General features: G+C 55.4%; 16 protein-coding genes. 5 read left to right on the forward strand and 11 right to left on the reverse strand.

The window, feature by feature from the left end; genetic code table 11:
- Positions 1-4 precede the first annotated feature (4 nt).
- From uhpB to ivbL, 6 genes are all read right to left on the reverse strand, one after another.
- Positions 5-1,507: a signal transduction histidine-protein kinase/phosphatase UhpB gene (gene uhpB, locus OGX75_RS03120; protein ID WP_012000767.1), complete on the reverse strand. Its 1,503-nt coding sequence runs from the start codon at positions 1,505-1,507 to the stop codon at positions 5-7.
- Positions 1,507-2,097 (reverse strand): response regulator transcription factor UhpA, encoded by a 591-nt coding sequence (gene uhpA, locus OGX75_RS03125; protein ID WP_024130070.1) that lies wholly within the window; start codon positions 2,095-2,097, stop codon positions 1,507-1,509. Before uhpA ends, uhpB begins: the two co-directional genes overlap by 1 nt.
- Positions 2,098-2,264: 167 nt before the next feature.
- Complete coding sequence (locus tag OGX75_RS03130; protein WP_012000769.1) at positions 2,265-3,266, reverse strand: glycosyltransferase family 52 protein; 1,002 nt, start codon at positions 3,264-3,266, stop codon at positions 2,265-2,267.
- 251 nt (positions 3,267-3,517) lie between these two features.
- Positions 3,518-3,808 (reverse strand): acetolactate synthase small subunit, encoded by a 291-nt coding sequence (ilvN, locus tag OGX75_RS03135; protein WP_012000771.1) that lies wholly within the window; start codon positions 3,806-3,808, stop codon positions 3,518-3,520.
- 3 nt (positions 3,809-3,811) lie between these two features.
- Complete coding sequence (gene ilvB, locus OGX75_RS03140; protein ID WP_012000772.1) at positions 3,812-5,506, reverse strand: acetolactate synthase large subunit; 1,695 nt, start codon at positions 5,504-5,506, stop codon at positions 3,812-3,814.
- A 107-nt stretch (positions 5,507-5,613) separates the two neighbouring features.
- A complete protein-coding gene (gene ivbL, locus OGX75_RS03145) occupies positions 5,614-5,712 on the reverse strand; it encodes an ilvB operon leader peptide IvbL (protein ID WP_047460165.1) in 99 nt (32 codons plus the stop codon).
- 530 nt (positions 5,713-6,242) lie between these two features.
- Between ivbL and tisB the strand changes: the two genes are divergently transcribed.
- The 3 genes from tisB (at position 6,243) to emrD (ending at position 8,716) form a co-directional block, all read left to right on the forward strand.
- The gene (gene tisB, locus OGX75_RS03150; protein ID WP_286451043.1) at positions 6,243-6,332 is read left to right on the forward strand and encodes a type I toxin-antitoxin system toxin TisB; all 90 of its coding nucleotides are present in this window, start codon (positions 6,243-6,245) and stop codon (positions 6,330-6,332) included.
- Positions 6,333-6,451: 119 nt separating this feature from the next.
- Positions 6,452-7,285, forward strand: coding sequence for an EamA family transporter (locus OGX75_RS03155; RefSeq protein WP_012000775.1), 834 nt, complete (start codon positions 6,452-6,454; stop codon positions 7,283-7,285).
- 246 nt (positions 7,286-7,531) lie between these two features.
- Entirely contained in the window at positions 7,532-8,716 is a 1,185-nt protein-coding gene (gene emrD / locus OGX75_RS03160; protein WP_058668305.1) for a multidrug efflux MFS transporter EmrD, read from the forward strand.
- Here the strand turns inward: emrD and OGX75_RS03165 are convergent.
- Both OGX75_RS03165 and dsdC read right to left on the reverse strand, forming a co-directional pair.
- Positions 8,643-9,725, reverse strand: a complete 1,083-nt coding sequence (locus OGX75_RS03165; protein ID WP_286451044.1) for a cellulase family glycosylhydrolase — start codon at positions 9,723-9,725, stop codon at positions 8,643-8,645. The genes emrD and OGX75_RS03165 overlap by 74 nt on opposite strands.
- 68 nt (positions 9,726-9,793) lie before the next feature.
- Entirely contained in the window at positions 9,794-10,720 is a 927-nt protein-coding gene (gene dsdC / locus OGX75_RS03170) for a DNA-binding transcriptional regulator DsdC (protein WP_024130072.1), read from the reverse strand.
- Positions 10,721-10,947: 227 nt separating this feature from the next.
- On the opposite strand from dsdC, the gene dsdX reads away from it, so the two are divergent.
- The gene (gene dsdX / locus OGX75_RS03175) at positions 10,948-12,285 is read left to right on the forward strand and encodes a D-serine transporter DsdX (protein ID WP_047460149.1); all 1,338 of its coding nucleotides are present in this window, start codon (positions 10,948-10,950) and stop codon (positions 12,283-12,285) included.
- A 17-nt stretch (positions 12,286-12,302) separates the two neighbouring features.
- A complete protein-coding gene (gene dsdA / locus OGX75_RS03180) occupies positions 12,303-13,631 on the forward strand; it encodes a D-serine ammonia-lyase (RefSeq protein WP_012000781.1) in 1,329 nt (442 codons plus the stop codon).
- Between the two features lie 12 nt (positions 13,632-13,643).
- Here dsdA and OGX75_RS03185 read toward each other — a convergent pair whose 3' ends face one another.
- The 3 genes from OGX75_RS03185 to OGX75_RS03195 are packed head-to-tail and all read right to left on the reverse strand — an operon-like array spanning position 13,644 to position 15,452.
- On the reverse strand, positions 13,644-14,756 hold the full coding sequence (locus OGX75_RS03185; RefSeq protein WP_165383398.1) for an anaerobic sulfatase maturase: 1,113 nt from the start codon (positions 14,754-14,756) through the stop codon (positions 13,644-13,646).
- Positions 14,753-15,115 carry a DUF202 domain-containing protein gene (locus OGX75_RS03190; RefSeq protein ID WP_012000783.1) on the reverse strand — a complete coding sequence of 121 codons (363 nt, stop codon included), beginning with the start codon at positions 15,113-15,115 and terminating at the stop codon, positions 14,753-14,755. The genes OGX75_RS03185 and OGX75_RS03190 overlap by 4 nt, the downstream gene beginning before the upstream one ends.
- The gene (locus tag OGX75_RS03195) at positions 15,105-15,452 is read right to left on the reverse strand and encodes a YidH family protein (protein ID WP_012000784.1); all 348 of its coding nucleotides are present in this window, start codon (positions 15,450-15,452) and stop codon (positions 15,105-15,107) included. Before OGX75_RS03195 ends, OGX75_RS03190 begins: the two co-directional genes overlap by 11 nt.
- Positions 15,453-15,544 lie beyond the last annotated feature (92 nt).

Genomic DNA, 15,544 nt, shown 5'->3' on the forward strand with positions numbered 1-15,544 from the left:
CTCCTTAAACGTAACGCAGAGGCAACGACACGCTAACGCGCGTGCCGTGCGTACAGGAGATGGCCAGCACGCCGCCAAGCGCCGTCACGCGCTCGCGCATCCCGGTCAGACCAAAGCCTTGCTGGCCGGAATCCGGCGGCAGGCCGCTGCCATCGTCTTCAATCACCAGCATCAGCCGCTCATCCTGCTGCCAGCCCTGTAGCGTAACCGCGCTGGCATTAGCGTGTTTCACAATGTTGTTCAGCCCTTCCTGACAAACGCGAAACAGCGTTACCCGCTGACTTTCGCTAAGCGCAGACTCGTCTATTCGCCAGTCGAGATGGCTGATAATGCCGCGACTTTCCAGTTCCATTTCCCGCATCAGCGAACGGATAGCCTGTTCCAGCGTCAGGTCATCCAACTGGCGTGGACGCAAGCGCCCCAGCAGGCGACGCACCGCGTCATACACGCCCAGCGACAGTTGCTCAATGTGTGCCCCGCTCTGTTTTACGCCGCCATTATCCGCCGCCAGCCGCTGTACAATTCCCGCCTGAGTGCGAATGGCGGTGATGGTCTGACCGATGTCGTCGTGCAGTTCCCGCGCTACGTCGCGCCGCACGCTCTCTTCCGTTTCCAGCAGGCGTTCCGCCAGACGATGGTTACGCGCCAGTTCATTTTGCAGCGACTGGTTGAGTTCGCGCAGGCGCTGAATCCCCGCGCCAAGCAGCAGCCCGGTCAGGCTTTGCGCCAGCAGAGAAAGCAGTAAATCAACGGGATGATCGTGCCAGGTCTGGCTGGCAATCAGCGCGATGGCGTTCATCAACGTCGCAATCAGCGCCCCTTGCCAGCCGTAATGCCAGGCGAGCGCAATAATCGGCAGCGCAAGGCAGAACGGCGTAAAGCGTGACAGCTCAGCCGGTAGACCCAGCTGTAGCCACAGGCTGACGGTGAACAGCAGCAGATACCAGACCAGATGCCGCCCGCGCCAGTTCACCGGCTGCGAGACCAGCGCCGGGCCGAGCGGTAACCAGGTGGTGCTGGTCAGGTAATGCCAGAACACCAGACAGATGGGCGCCAGCGTCAACCCGCCGGTAAGCGTCAGCAGCAGCGCGTTTAACGTCTCTTCCCCCTGGCCTAACCAGGGCAGAGACTGTAACAATGCCGCCGCCGTCAAGGCCGCGCCCTGTAACAGCAGGGTGCGCCAGTCGCGCTGATGGCGATAGCGGGAGATTAATGCCACAGGCAGCAACGTCAACAGGCCTCCGATCATCAAAAGCGGTAGATGCGCCAGCGCCACTTCCTGCGCCAGCCACCAGACCAGCAGCCATTCCGCGCCCAGCAATACCGGCCAGTAGCTGCGCGGACACTGCAACATCAGCCCCAGGCGTAAACCGAACGGGAACAGCAGTACCGCCAGCTCCGGGCGCTCAACCAGGTGCAGGCTGATGCTCCACAGGCAAAACCACGCGGCGGAGAAGATAAAAAAGCAGGCGATAACGGTAATTAACCGGGAAAGGATGGTTTTCATCACCAGCCATCAAACATGCGGCGCGCCAGTTCAACGTCGTTGCTGACGCCCAGTTTTTCCAGAAGATTGGCGCGATGTACGTGTACCGTTTTTGGCGACAGCCCCAGCTCGGCGGCGATCTCTTTTACCGCCATTCCCTGCGCCAGCTTTTCCGCCACCTGGCGTTCACGTCTGGTCAGCGGGTCCTGCCGTCCGGCCGCCAGTTTAACGGCGATATCCGGCGTCAGGTAACAGCCGCCCGTCGCCACCGTGTGTACCGCGGCAATCAGCTCGTCAGGGCTACAGCGCTTGGAAAGGAAGCCGCGCGCACCGGCGTTCAGCGCCTGTTCCACCAGCGCCGGACTGTCATGTACCGACAGCATTATCGTCGCCATCCCTTTAGGAAGCTGACTTAATAACTCCAGCCCGGAGATATCCGGCATGGAGATATCGCAGATGCAGACCTGCACGCCGCGCCCCGGTAATCCCGCCAGCGCCTCCTGCCCCGAGCCAAACTCGGCCACAACCTGTAAATCAGGTTCCAGCCCCAGCAGCTGCGCAAAGCCGGAGCGGACGATAAGGTGATCGTCAATAAGGGCGATGGTGATCATGGTTCTGTCCTGGTACTTGAAAGTGCCTGATGGCGCTGCGCTTATCAGGCCTACGGGCGGGAGCCGTTGTAGGCCGGCCATCCAACAAAGCGCTTACCTTAACGATAAGCGCATGGCTGTTCAAGCCGTGAGCAGCATTCAATGCGTCTGGCGGGCGTACGACTCCGTTACGGTTCCATACTGTCCAGGTCGCAGATACGCACTTTGTCGCTATCAGAAAAAAGCGCAAAGGAATCCCGAATATCGGGCCGGATCAGGGTGGTTTTTAGCAGTGTGATGTAGACATTCTCTAATTTCATCACATTAAGCTGGCAAGTGCTTGCAAAACCAAAGACATTCACTCGCTGGTAAGCCGAGGATAACTGGCAAATATAATCTTCAGAAATGGCGTTCAGCGTAATTTCCGTCATGCCAAACACCTGCTGGCTGTACTCTCTTGGGTGCCTGAGGTACTGGAGTGAAGGATAGTGCGCTGCGAGCGTCTCTATCTTATGAATCAACGCAATAAGGTTGGAATCATTTTTCACATCAAGGATATCTTTAAATTTCGAGCCCACAAAAACATTGATCTCCCCGGCATAGACAGGCGCACTGCGCTCAGTATGCAAGCGCTGTTTCTCCTCTGAGAGAACATCAATATAAACAATATCGCAGTCTACATTTCTACTTTTGCTTTTATGCTTTACGATAGAGAAATGCAGTTCACTTCTTTTCGCGATATCCCTGATATTATAATGCTGACCAAGCCACATCCGCGTCAACTTACGACCGGGGCCTTTTCGTAGTTTTATTTGTTTATCAAGATAGCCTGCGGAGTTGATACTCAGAATGCCATCATCAAACGTTCTAATCTTAACGTCATCAGACAACATTTTTAGAATGTATTGCACTGAAAGATGGCTGATATTCGCCATATAGACATAATGGATTGTTTTATGAGAAAGAAAGCGATTGATTTTCAGCATGTTAATAAAGCCATAATCCATACTGGCGACTAAGCCAGAAGAGAATTCATTATTAACCGTTTCATATATATAGGATTTTAACTCTACCTTTGTTTTAAGGTAGATGATATGAAAACGTGCGTGTTTATACCTCGCTTTAATCTTAGAAACAATTCTGAGCTGAAGCGGGGAGCAAACAATAAAAAGATGCTCAACGATTTCCATTAGTTATTCGCTCTGAATCACAGCAACCCGGCGCATAATATCATTGCAATATGACATCGTAAAGAAGCGCCCCAGACGCTCAGGCGAGTATTGGTCACTTTGTCCGAAAAGATACTTTCTATACTGCAAATAAGACAGTTCATAAACCGGATAATAAAGACACGTCACGTCCGAAAATATTACTTATAGTTATATAACACTCTCAAATAATTAACCTGAACAAGGGTTTCCCCTTGTTCAGATAGCCATTATTACTCAAAGAAAACCGAGATTTTATTAAACATTGACGGATCGGACTGATTGCGCGCCACTTTCACCACATCTTCCAGTTTATCGATCTGACTAATCATCTGCTCCAGACGCTGATCGTCGTTGACCAGTAGCCAGATGCGGCTCTGGTCGCTGCTCTGGATGGGTAGACAAAGAATCCCTTCCACGTTGAAAGCGCGACGGGCGAACAGCCCACAAACGTGCGTCATGACGCCAGGATGGTTACGGACGGTGAGTTCCAGGATAACGTTCTCATGTGATTGTTTCTGCATGGTTTATTCCCCCACCATCTCAGTATTGGCCGCACCCGGCGGCACCATCGGATAAACTTTTTCGTCTGCATCAATACGTACATGGATCAGCGCCGGTCCTGGGCGGCTGATGATTTCCCGCAGCGCCGCTTGCGGATCGGCTTCATTATTTAAATCACAGGTTTCCAGACCAAAACCAGCGGCAATCTGCATAAAGTTGATCATCCCCGGATAGGTGGCAGCAAACACGCCCTGCTTGTAGAACAGGCTTTGTTGCTGATGCACCAACCCCAACGCTTCGTTATTCATCAGGATAATTTTTACATCCAGTTGGTTTTCGCTGGCGGTCGCCATCTCCTGAATATTCATCATCAGGCTGCCGTCGCCGGAGAAGCACAACACTTTCTTGTCCGGGTTCGCCAGCGCCGCGCCAATCGCCGCAGGCAAGCCAAAACCCATCGTCCCCAGCCCGCCGGAAGTCAGCCACTGACGTGGACGGTTGAGCGGATAAGCCTGTGCGGCCCACATCTGGTGCTGGCCTACGTCGGTCGTGATAATCGCGCTGTCATCCACGCAGGCGGCAACGGCATTAATCAGCCCGTAATGGCTGAGCGGATCGCTGGCTTCAGGGATCGCGCACGGGAACTCGCGCTGCAAATCCGCCACCAGTTGATGCCACTCTTCGCGTGGCTGAGCCTCAATGTGCGGAATCAACTGCGCCAGAACGTCATCAACATCAGCCTGAATGGCAACGTGCGGTTGTTTAATTTTACCCAGTTCCGCGCGATCGATATCCACATGGATGATTTTGGCATTCGGACAGAACTGTTCGGTTTTGCCAATCGCCCGGTCATCAAAACGCGCCCCCAGAACCACCAGCAGATCCGCCTCTTGCAGAATATAGTTTGTGCTGCGCGCGCCATGCATGCCCAGCATCCCCAGAGAAAGCGGATGCGCCTTCGGCAGTATGCCCAGCGCCATCAGAGTCATAGTGGTGGGCAGTCTGGCTTTTTCCGCCAGTTCACGCACGCGCGCAGGCGCGTTAATCACGCCGCCGCCAAGATACAGCACCGGGCGCTTCGCGGCGTTGATCATCGCCGCCGCATCACGAATGCTCTCAGCGCTGAATTCCGGCGCCGCCATTTTTTCAGCCGGAGCAGGCAACGCTTCAATGTCAAACACCGCCGTCTGTATATCCTTAGGAATGTCTATCCACACCGGCCCAGGGCGCCCGGACTGGGCAAGGCGAAACGCATCGCACATTACCTGTGGCAACTCATTGATATCTCTGACCAGATAGTTATGTTTTGTGATGGGGATAGAGATGCCGTAGGTGTCGACTTCCTGAAACGCATCGGTGCCGATCATCGAGGCCGGAACCTGACCGGTGATGCATACCAACGGAATGGAGTCGAGACGCGCGTCGGCAATGGCGGTGACCAGGTTAGTCGCGCCCGGCCCGCTACAGGCCATACATACCGCGGGTTTACCGTCGGTTCGCGCCATCCCCTGAGCGATAAACCCCGCCCCCTGTTCATGGCGCGCCAGGATGTGGCGAATTTGCGTACTTTGGCTTAAGGCGTCGTAAACGGGGAGAATCGAACCGCCCGGAATGCCAGTGACGATTTTAATGCCCTGACGTTCCAGAAAATGAACGATAAACTCTGCGCCCGTAAAGCGCGTACGCGGGGATGTTGATGTTGTGCCCGAACTTGCCATGCTCCAGTCCTTTTATTCTGGGCCGACTTGCCGGGAAGGTGTCTTAAACGAAAAACCCCGCCCGGTTTGCGCCGGCGGGGTTTTGGAATCGTGTGTTGTTCCAGTCCCTACGGCGCATTGCCGACGACCACCACCACACGCACGACGACCACTGCGGCAGGTTGCGCAGTTTTTAGTAGGGTCGCAGTCAGCATGGAAGGGTTCATTAGGGACCTTGTCTGTTTATGGATTAACAGGTTTTATACAAGCACAGCTTTTCAGGCATGACAACGGAAAATTTTTCATCTGCACAAAAATGCGTCGACGATCACGCTTTGCCAGATGCCGACGCTGGCCTGCAAAACAAAAAACCCCGCCGGAGCGAGGTTTTTATCAGCGTTATGCGGTTGGTTGCCGCAAAGCACACTGTGTTATATCAACATCAGAAGTATACGCGTTCCGCGAAGAACACGCAATTTCGGCACGAATTTTGACGCATTTGAGTATGGATCAGAAGTCGCGATCCGTCCACAAAATACTGTTCATTCATACAGTATTTATCTATAATATCACTGTACGCAATGTGTTATAGGGGGCCGCATCGTAACCGGCGCAACAAAGTCCTGGCTGAAACGGGTGGTGCCGTCAGCGCCTTAACCCCCGTGTGAGCACACTGTGTTATGTCAACAAAAGGTGCTGACAACAGGCGGCGGAGAGGTACGTCAGCACCGTGCTCCTTTTACCAGAAGGAGAGCGTATGAGCCTCGTGGATATCTCTATTCTTATCCTGAAACTCATTGTTGCTGCACTGCAACTGCTTGATGCCGTTCTGAAATACCTCCGGTAATTCAGATTCAAGCCGCACCGAAGGGGAGCGGGCAACCGCTCCCCTTTCATCATCTGCCTGGTGCTTGTCCATCGTCGATATGTTACGTTTTTATGACAACCACTGACGATACCTGAACCATGACCCTTTCCATTTTCTGCATTTTACTGTTCGCCGCGCTGCTGCATGCCAGCTGGAACGCCATCGTGAAGGCGGGAAATGACAAACTTTACTCCGCAATCAGCGTCAGTGGTTCCGCAGCGTTGATGGCGCTGGCGTGTCTGCCCTTCGCCCCGCCCCTTCCCGCCGCCAGCATCCCTTTTTTAGCCGCCTCCACCGCCTTACAGGTGGTTTATACCGTGCTGGTCGCCAAAACCTATCAGGTTTCGGATATGAGCCAGACCTATCCCCTGATGCGCGGCACCGCACCGCTGCTGGTGGCGATAATTAGCGTCCTGTTTCTTGGCGATAGCCTTTCCACAATGGCCTGGCTCGGTATCGCGGTAATTTGCCTGGCGATTCTCGGCATGGCCTGTAACGGTCGCGCCCGCTCCCGGCGGGGTATCACGCTGGCGCTGATCAACGCCTGCTTTATCGCTGGCTATACGCTGGTGGACGGTACGGGCGTGCGGGTGTCGGAAACCGCGCTGGGTTATACGCTGTGGACCTTCTTGTTGAACGGTACCTGTCTGCTTGGCTGGGCGATGATTGCCCGGCGGCGGGAAGCCTCGCGCTATCTGGCGCAGCACTGGAAGAAAGGCATTTTTGGCGGTATCGGCACGATGGGTTCCTATGGGCTGGCGCTGTGGGCGATGACTCAGGCGCCGCTGGCCGTGGTGGCCGCACTGCGTGAAACATCCATTCTGTTCGGCGCGCTGATTGCCTGGCTGCTGCTCAATGAGAAAGTCGCCGGGCTACGGTTGGTCGCGGCTGGCGGGATTGCCGCCGGGGCGATATTGCTGCGTTTATCCTGATTGCCGGATGGCGGCTACGCCTTATCCGGCCTACGGGAGCCGTCGGGCACCATCAAACTGCGGTAAAATAATCTCTCGGCAACAATTGTTGCCGCTTTTTGTTTACATATCCTGCCGTTCGGCTCCCACGCTATTCCCGCCGTGAATATGGCCTTCTTTTTTTAGTGTGGTAGATTCCACTCGCATTTATGGGAATGCGTAGCACCTTATTCTTATTTTTTTCTTTTTTTAAAAGTAATCAGCGAAATGAAAAGGCAGAGAAGCGTCAATTTGTTGTTGATGTTGGTATTACTGGTGGCCGTCGGGCAGATGGCGCAAACCATTTATATCCCCGCCATTGCCGATATGGCGCGTGAACTGAACGTTCGTGAAGGGGCAGTACAAAGCGTCATGGCCGCTTACCTGCTCACCTATGGCGTATCGCAACTGTTTTACGGCCCGCTTTCCGATCGGGTAGGGCGCCGCCCGGTGATCCTCGTCGGGATGTCCATTTTTATGCTGGCTACGCTGGTCGCGATTACCACCCACAGCCTGACGGTATTGATTGCCGCCAGCGCGTTGCAGGGCATGGGCACCGGCGTCGGCGGCGTGATGGCGCGTACGCTACCGCGCGATCTGTATGAAGGTACGCAGTTACGCCACGCTAACAGCCTGCTGAATATGGGGATTCTGGTGAGTCCGTTGCTGGCGCCGCTGATTGGCGGACTGCTGGATACCGTCTGGAACTGGCGCGCCTGTTACGTTTTCCTGCTGGTTCTCTGCGCAGGCGTCACCTTCAGTATGGCACGCTGGATGCCGGAGACGCGCCCCACAGGCGCACCACGTACCCGCCTGATCGCCAGCTATAAAACATTATTCGGCAACGGCGCATTTACCTGTTATCTGCTGATGCTGATTGGTGGACTGGCGGGAATCGCCGTCTTTGAAGCCTGCTCCGGCGTGCTGATGGGAGCGGTGCTGGGTCTGAGCAGCATGGTGGTGAGCATCCTGTTTATTCTGCCAATTCCGGCGGCGTTTTTCGGCGCGTGGTTTGCGGGTCGCCCGAATAAGCGCTTCGCAACGCTGATGTGGCAGTCGGTATTCAGTTGCCTGTTGGCTGGCGTCATGATGTGGGTTCCAGGTCTGTTTGGCGTGATGAACGTCTGGACGCTGCTGATCCCCGCCGCGCTGTTCTTCTTCGGCGCCGGAATGCTGTTCCCACTGGCGACCAGCGGCGCGATGGAGCCTTTCCCGTTCCTCGCCGGAACGGCTGGCGCGCTGGTGGGCGGCCTGCAAAACATCGGCTCCGGCGTGCTGGCGTGGCTCTCCGCGATGCTGCCGCAAACCGGGCAGGGTAGCCTCGGCTTTTTGATGACGCTTATGGGGCTGCTGATTTTACTGTGCTGGCTGCCGCTGGCGTCGCGTGTGCCGCATCAGGGGCAGACGATTTAATCGAATGATGGCCCAGTTTCCCGCCGGGCTTTTCACATACCGGCGAGATCATCGTGGTCAGGAGCGGCTCCAGCGCCGGACGCCACGCCCCTTCTTCTCCGTCATAAAACTGCGTATCCGCGTTAATCGCATACGGAATATTCACCCTTTGCAACTCGCACGCCATAAATCGGGCAAACGCGAGCTGCGAAGCGGAAGGGCTATTTTTGATTGATTCACCCGGCGCCCAGCCGCCAACCCAACTGACATGGCCGGTTTTTTGCTGCCAGCGCACGGCGGCGTTAATTCGCGCGCGAATCGCCGCTTTCTCCGCCGCCGTGCCTGACGTCCACGGGTATTTACCGTTATTTTTCAACGGCCCCCACGGAAAGATATGCCACTCCGCCAGCACGTAATTCTGGCTTTGCGGGGGCAGTTTTAGGGCCGACAACGCTTCCGGCGCGGCGCGCAAACGAGGCGCGACAAAAATCATGCGTTGGGGGTCAATCGCGTGAAGAGTGCGGATGGTTTTGTCATATACCCGGTTCAGGGAAGCCTGGCTGTGGTTGAGTTTCTCCGCCGGTTCATAAATCAGGTCAAACCCCAGCAGCGGCGAACGTTGCGCAAAATAGCGCGCGACGGCCACCCACCAGTTGATCACCTCTTGTTCATTGCCGGGGCTGGGGTCGTTTTTATACTCATCGGCCTGATAAGCAATGATCGGAATCACGCCATACTGCTCACACGCCTCCACCAGTTTTCGCAGGTGGATGAGTCGCGCTTCCGTCGGCTCTCCCGCGACGCGTATGCGCACATGCTTAAATCCCTTCGCCTGAAAATCACGCACCACCAGAGGATCAAACTCCCGGATACCCCGTTCGGTGCGCGCCCAGTCAACGTCCATCCCCACACCAAGCTGCTGCGCATAGCGCGAAGCGGTCAACGGCGGCTGAGCCGCGCACACCGTGGCGCTGACGAGCAGGAAGAGAGAAGCAAGCGGCTTTAACACGATTGTCCTTAAGCAAATCATCAGGAGTCATATCACGTATTTAGCACGCTTTCTGGCTTTACATGCAATAAATCTTCGCGTGGCAAACGCTACGTCGCCTGCTCCTGCAACCAGCCGATAAACGCCTCGATTTTCGGCCACTGTCTGCCAGGCAGCGTGGTCACATAATAGTGCTGGTGGCATTTCAGCGTCATCTCGCCGAAAGGCGCAATCAGTTCGCCGCTATCAAGACGCTTTTGCACCAGCCGTTTACGCCCCATCGCCACGCCGATATGGTTCATTGCCGCAATAACGGCTAAATCGGAACGATCGAAGCCAATACCCGACGATGTCGGCAGATTCACGCCAAAATGCTGCGCCCAACTGTGCCATTCATCGGTGCCGGAGTCGTTGCTCCATGCCTGTCGGTCATGCAGGAGCGTACAGTGGCGCAGGTTAACCCGCGCATTCGTTAAGTCATGATGACGGGCATATTCGGGGCTGCACACCGGCAGAATGGCCTCATCCATCAGGAAGTGATGCGTCAGCTGCGCCGAGGGCGCATCATCAAAATAGATCGCTAAATCAATCCCTGCCCGCTGGAGATTCACGTTGTCATTACCGGTCAACATGGTCAGCGAGATGGACGGATAGCGACGAGTAAAGTCTCCCAGCGCAGGCACCAACCAGCACTGAGCAATCGAAGGCCGCGAATAGACGGTCAGCGTCCCTGACAACTCCTGATTTTTAATATCGAGGATTTCCTGATTCAGCGTATCCAGCGACGATTTCAACGCCCAGAATACCCGCTTGCCCTCATGGGTGAGTTCTACTTTGCGGTGCGAACGGACAAAGAGCTGAATCCCCAGTTCCTCTTCCAGTTGATTGATTCGATGGCTGACCGCGCTGGGACTTAGCGACAGCTCATCCGCCGCCAGCGCAAAAGACTGATGCCTGGCCGCCACTTCAAAGGTGTACAGCTTTGATAATTGCCAGCCGTTGAGTAAACGGTTTCTGCCGTCGCGTAAGGGTTCCATCGCCGCCTCTGTGACCTCTTTTTGGCTTTGCAGTGTAAAAAAATGCGCCTGGAAAATCAGCGTAAAGATGAATCAAAGTGAACCATATCGCATAAACAGACCATTATTGGATGCAAATCACCCTTTTGATTCAATCTGGTTCATGCGAAGGGCAATTTATATCGTTTGTCAGCAAGTGCCGTTTTTTCGTCCAATACGCCTATGTTAATCACAGGGTAAGGTGAGATATGCACTCTCAAATTTGGGTTGTGAGCACGCTGCTGGTAAGCATCGTGTTAATCGTGCTGACCATCGTGAAATTCAGGTTCCACCCGTTTCTGGCACTGCTGCTGGCCAGTTTCTTTGTGGGCGCGATGATGGGCATGGGGCCGCTGGAGATGGTCAATGCGATTGAAAGCGGTATTGGCGGCACGTTAGGCTTCCTCGCCGCCGTCATCGGTCTCGGAACCATTCTCGGCAAAATGATGGAAGTGTCCGGCGCGGCAGAACGGATCGGCCTGACGCTCCAGCGTTGCCGCTGGCTTTCCGCTGACGTGATCATGGTGCTGGTGGGGCTGATTTGCGGCATCACGCTGTTTGTGGAAGTGGGTGTGGTACTGCTCATCCCACTGGCATTTTCGATAGCGAAGAAAACCAACACGTCGCTGCTGAAGCTGGCTATTCCGCTGTGTACCGCGCTAATGGCCGTGCATTGCGTGGTGCCGCCGCATCCGGCTGCGCTGTTTGTGGCGAATAAGCTGGGCGCGGATATCGGTTCCGTTATCGTCTACGGTTTGCTGGTTGGGCTGGTGGCGTCGCTGGTCGGCGGGCCGCTATTCCTGAAATTCCTCGGCAACCGCCTGCCGTTTAAGCCGGTGCCGACGGAGTTTGCGGATCTCGAAGTGCGCGATGAAAATACGCTGCCTTCTTTACGCGCGACGCTGTTTACCGTCCTGCTGCCGATTGGCCTGATGCTGGTAAAAACCGTTGCCGAACTGAATATGACGCAGGGCGGCACGCTGTATACGCTGCTGGAGTTTATCGGCAACCCGATCACCGCAATGTTTATCGCCGTTTTCGTGGCCTATTACATTCTCGGCCTGCGTCAGCATATCGGTATGGGTACGTTGCTGACCCATACCGAAAACGGCTTTGGCTCAATTGCTAACATCCTGCTGATTATCGGTGCAGGCGGCGCGTTCAACGCTATCCTCAAAAGCAGCGGTCTGGCGGATACGCTGGCGGTGATCCTCTCCAATATGCACATGCACCCGATTCTGCTGGCCTGGCTGGTGGCGCTGATTCTGCACGCCGCAGTGGGTTCCGCAACGGTCGCGATGATGGGCGCGACGGCGATTGTCGCGCCGATGCTGCCGCTCTACCCCAACGTCAGCCCGGAGATCATCGCCATTGCCATCGGTTCCGGCGCGATTGGCTGCACGATCGTGACCGACTCCCTCTTCTGGCTGGTGAAGCAATACTGCGGCGCCACCCTGAATGAAACATTTAAGTACTATACAACCGCGACATTTATCGCGTCGGTTGTTGCTCTGGCGGGCACATTCCTGCTTTCCTTTATCATCTAAGCGCAAAGAGACGTATTATGGAAAACGCTAAAATGACTTCACTCATCGCTCAGTATCCTCTGGTAGAGGATCTGATCGCCCTCAAAGAAACGACCTGGTTTAACCCAGGCACCACCTCTCTTGCGGAAGGTTTACCCTATGTTGGTCTGACAGCGCAGGATGTACAGGATGCGCATGCCCGCCTGGCCCGTTTCGCGCCGTATCTGGCAAAAGCCTTCCCGGAAACCGCCGCAACCGGCGGGATTATTGAGTCTGAACTGGCGATCATCCCCGCAATGCAGCAGCGGCTGGAAAAAGAGTACGGACAGAAAATCAGCGGCGAACTTCTGCTGAAAAAAGACAGTCACTTACCGATTTCCGGTTCGATAAAAGCCCGTGGCGGGATTTATGAAGTGCTGGCCCACGCGGAAAAACTGGCGCTGGAGGCGGGTCTGCTGACGACCGAAGATGATTACAGCGTAATGCTTTCACCGGAGTTCAGGCAGTTCTTCAGCCAGTACAGCATTGCCGTGGGTTCAACCGGTAATCTGGGGCTGTCGATTGGCATTATGAGCGCCTGTATCGGCTTTAAGGTGACGGTGCATATGTCCGCCGACGCCCGCGCCTGGAAGAAAGCCAAACTGCGCAGCCACGGCGTAACGGTAGTGGAATACGAAGAGGATTACGGCGTGGCGGTTGAGCAAGGGCGCAAAGCGGCACAGTCCGATCCAAACTGTTTCTTCATTGACGATGAAAACTCCCGCACGCTGTTTTTGGGCTATGCAGTGGCCGGGCAGCGCCTGAAGGCTCAGTTTGCGCAGCAGGGGCGCGTGGTGGATGCCGACCATCCGCTGTTTGTCTACCTGCCGTGCGGCGTTGGCGGCGGCCCTGGCGGCGTGGCTTTTGGTCTGAAACTGGCATTTGGCGACAACGTCCACTGCTTCTTCGCCGAACCAACCCACTCTCCGTGCATGTTACTGGGCGTATATACCGGTCTGCATGATGCCATTTCCGTCCAGGAGATTGGCGTCGATAACCTGACGGCGGCAGACGGTCTGGCGGTGGGGCGCGCATCCGGGTTTGTAGGGCGGGCAATGGAACGTCTGCTGGACGGGCTGTACACCCTCGACGATCGGACGATGTACGACATGCTGGGTTGGCTGGCGCAGGAAGAAGGTATTCGCCTGGAGCCGTCCGCACTGGCGGGAATGGCCGGGCCGCAGCGTGTTTGCCGTTCGACGGATTACCAGCAGATGCACGCCTTCAGCGCTGAGCAGCTTAATCACGCCACGCATCTGGTGTGGGCGACCGGCGGCGGTATGGTGCCGGAAGAAGAGATGGCGCAGTACCTGGCGAAAGGGCGCTAAACGTCACTGACCTTAACGCAGCATCGCCATCAGCTCCATCGGTGAGCGATGCTGTTTAATTAGATCCCGCATGACGCGCATATGCGGCGACGTGTGGTTAATAAACGCTTTATACCCGCCGCACAGCACGCTTTTCCCGCTTAAATCCCGATGCTTTGGACAATCACCGTTGCAGAATCGCAATAAGGCGCAGTCCAGGCAATCCGCCCCCAGCGTTGATTTTTTCTGCTGTCCAAATTCACTCGCCTGCGGGCTGGCATTCAGCATATGTAGTGGCGTTTGATGGATATTACCCAGCCGGAACGCCGGGTAGACATAGTGATCGCACTGATAGAGATCGCCGTTTGCTTCCAGGGCGAACGCGTGACCGCAGGTTTCGCTAAGCGCGCACATTTGTGCCGGATGCCCACTCCACACGCCCAGCATCGAATCAAACAGTTGTACAAAAACGCGCCCAATATCTTCCCGAACCCAGAGATCAAACACATCATTGAGAAAATGCCCCCAGTCTTCCGACGTCACGGAATCAGCGGTCAGTTTGCCGCGATCGTCACGTTCAACCAACGGAATGAACTGAAGAAAAGGCGTGCCAAGCTGGCGAAGATAGCGATACATACGCGCAGGCTGCTGGCTGTTCAGCCGATTCACCACCACCAGCAGGTTGAAGTCCACGCGATGGGCAGCCAGCCTTGCTATCGCTTCCACCACCTTATGATGCGTTGGTTTTCCACTACGGCTAACGCGATAAGCATCATGTAAATCGGCGGGGCCATCCAGTGAGATACCGACCAGCCAGCCATTATCGCGTAAGAATCGGCACCACTCGTCACTGAGTAAAATGCCGTTAGTCTGGAAGGTATTCTGGATGCGTTTCCCCTCTCCATAGCGTTTTTGCAACGCGACCACGCGGTGAAAAAAATCGAGTCCACACAGCGTCGGCTCTCCGCCCTGCCAGGCAAACAGCACATCATCAACCGACTGCGCGGCAATATGCTGGCAAATAAAAGCCTCTAAGGTCGCGTCATCCATAACGGGTTGAGAGGGTTTATCGATATAAAAACAGTAATGACAATCAAGGTTACAACGTGAGCTGGCCGGTTTAGCCATGACCTGACATCCTGTCATGCAACATCCCTAATAAAGACGATAAGTTGACGAATATGCGTTACAGCAAACAGTATTGCGAGGGACAACACCGCGAGAGAGATCAAAAATTTGTCACGCACGGCGCGAGATTCGGAAAAATCACTGTGCGCCACATCCATCAGGTTACGGCTGCGGGTATAGCGCCAGAGAATGAGCGCGACAATCGCCAGCACGCCAATAGAAACCCAGAACAGAAACCCCGCCTGATGCCAGTTATGTTTCAGCGCCAGCGCCATCAATGCGCCATAGCCTAACAGGGTACGAAACCAGGCCAGCGACGTGCGCTCCGGCTGTAGACCGGGATCAACCTGACGGCGGGCTTTGCGGCTATCCGGCATACAGCACCAGCGCCATGACAATCACCGCAACAATCATCAGCATCAGGCTGATTATCATCAGGCTATGGGTGTACGGCAGGTCTTCTTTCAGACGCATCGCTTTTTCGTTGCGTAGCCAGCGCAGATAGCCATAAATCGCCAGGCCGCCCGCAAAGAGACACAGCAGCAGCGCCAGCAGTTCGCGAATCACCGGCGTGGCGAAGTCCGGCGCGAGTTGGTCAAGCCCGACGCCCGCCGCCAGAAACCCCAGCGCGGTGCGAATCCACGCCAGAAAGGTACGCTCATTTGCCAGCGAGAAGCGGTAATCCGGCGCTTCTCCGAGGCGGGAAATCTTCATGACGGCTCCTTTAAATTATTGCCGGATGGCGGCGTAAACGCCTTATCCGGCCTACGGTATTACGCTTTTGTAGGCCCGGTAAGCGCAGCGCC

This window comes from Citrobacter sp. CK199, from assembly GCF_030333285.1.
GTDB lineage: Bacteria > Pseudomonadota > Gammaproteobacteria > Enterobacterales > Enterobacteriaceae > Citrobacter_B > Citrobacter_B koseri.

Excerpts from the sequence above, each read along its gene's own strand:
- OGX75_RS03185 (WP_165383398.1), bottom strand. The coding sequence starts at position 14,756 with ATGACAGGATGTCAGGTCATGGCTAAACCGGCCAGCTCACGTTGTAAC.
- ilvB (WP_012000772.1), bottom strand. The coding sequence starts at position 5,506 with ATGGCAAGTTCGGGCACAACATCAACATCCCCGCGTACGCGCTTTACG.
- OGX75_RS03130 (WP_012000769.1), bottom strand. The coding sequence starts at position 3,266 with ATGGAAATCGTTGAGCATCTTTTTATTGTTTGCTCCCCGCTTCAGCTC.
- tisB (WP_286451043.1), top strand. The coding sequence starts at position 6,243 with ATGAGCCTCGTGGATATCTCTATTCTTATCCTGAAACTCATTGTTGCT.
- OGX75_RS03155 (WP_012000775.1), top strand. The coding sequence starts at position 6,452 with ATGACCCTTTCCATTTTCTGCATTTTACTGTTCGCCGCGCTGCTGCAT.
- uhpB (WP_012000767.1), bottom strand. The coding sequence starts at position 1,507 with ATGAAAACCATCCTTTCCCGGTTAATTACCGTTATCGCCTGCTTTTTT.
- dsdX (WP_047460149.1), top strand. The coding sequence starts at position 10,948 with ATGCACTCTCAAATTTGGGTTGTGAGCACGCTGCTGGTAAGCATCGTG.
- ivbL (WP_047460165.1), bottom strand. The coding sequence starts at position 5,712 with ATGAACCCTTCCATGCTGACTGCGACCCTACTAAAAACTGCGCAACCT.
- dsdA (WP_012000781.1), top strand. The coding sequence starts at position 12,303 with ATGGAAAACGCTAAAATGACTTCACTCATCGCTCAGTATCCTCTGGTA.
- emrD (WP_058668305.1), top strand. The coding sequence starts at position 7,532 with ATGAAAAGGCAGAGAAGCGTCAATTTGTTGTTGATGTTGGTATTACTG.
- OGX75_RS03195 (WP_012000784.1), bottom strand. The coding sequence starts at position 15,452 with ATGAAGATTTCCCGCCTCGGAGAAGCGCCGGATTACCGCTTCTCGCTG.
- ilvN (WP_012000771.1), bottom strand. The coding sequence starts at position 3,808 with ATGCAGAAACAATCACATGAGAACGTTATCCTGGAACTCACCGTCCGT.
- OGX75_RS03190 (WP_012000783.1), bottom strand. The coding sequence starts at position 15,115 with ATGCCGGATAGCCGCAAAGCCCGCCGTCAGGTTGATCCCGGTCTACAG.
- OGX75_RS03165 (WP_286451044.1), bottom strand. The coding sequence starts at position 9,725 with ATGATTTGCTTAAGGACAATCGTGTTAAAGCCGCTTGCTTCTCTCTTC.
- dsdC (WP_024130072.1), bottom strand. The coding sequence starts at position 10,720 with ATGGAACCCTTACGCGACGGCAGAAACCGTTTACTCAACGGCTGGCAA.
- uhpA (WP_024130070.1), bottom strand. The coding sequence starts at position 2,097 with ATGATCACCATCGCCCTTATTGACGATCACCTTATCGTCCGCTCCGGC.